General features: G+C 70.0%; 1 protein-coding gene. It reads left to right on the top strand.

The window, feature by feature from the left end:
* Nucleotides 1-253: iron-containing redox enzyme family protein (locus AC5RVD_RS16810; RefSeq protein WP_494127557.1), on the top strand; the 253-nt coding region annotated here is incomplete at both ends.

Genomic DNA, 253 nt, shown 5'->3' with positions numbered 1-253 from the left:
CGAGATCCAGTCCGACGAGTACGGCGCCGGCGACCCGCACCGCATGCACGCCGCGATCTTCGCTCAGACGATGCGCGGTGCCGGCCTGGATGACACGTACGGCGCCTACCTCGACCGCGTGCCGGCGATCACGCTGGCCGCGCAGAACATGATGTCGATGTTCGGGCTCAACCGGCGCCTGCGCGGGGCGATCGTCGGCCACCTCGCCGCCTTCGAGATGACCTCGTCGCTCCCCAACCGGTCCTACGGCGAC

The organism is Arthrobacter sp. THG-b23, assembly GCF_059091265.1.
This window is presented reverse-complemented; position numbering and strand designations above follow the sequence as displayed.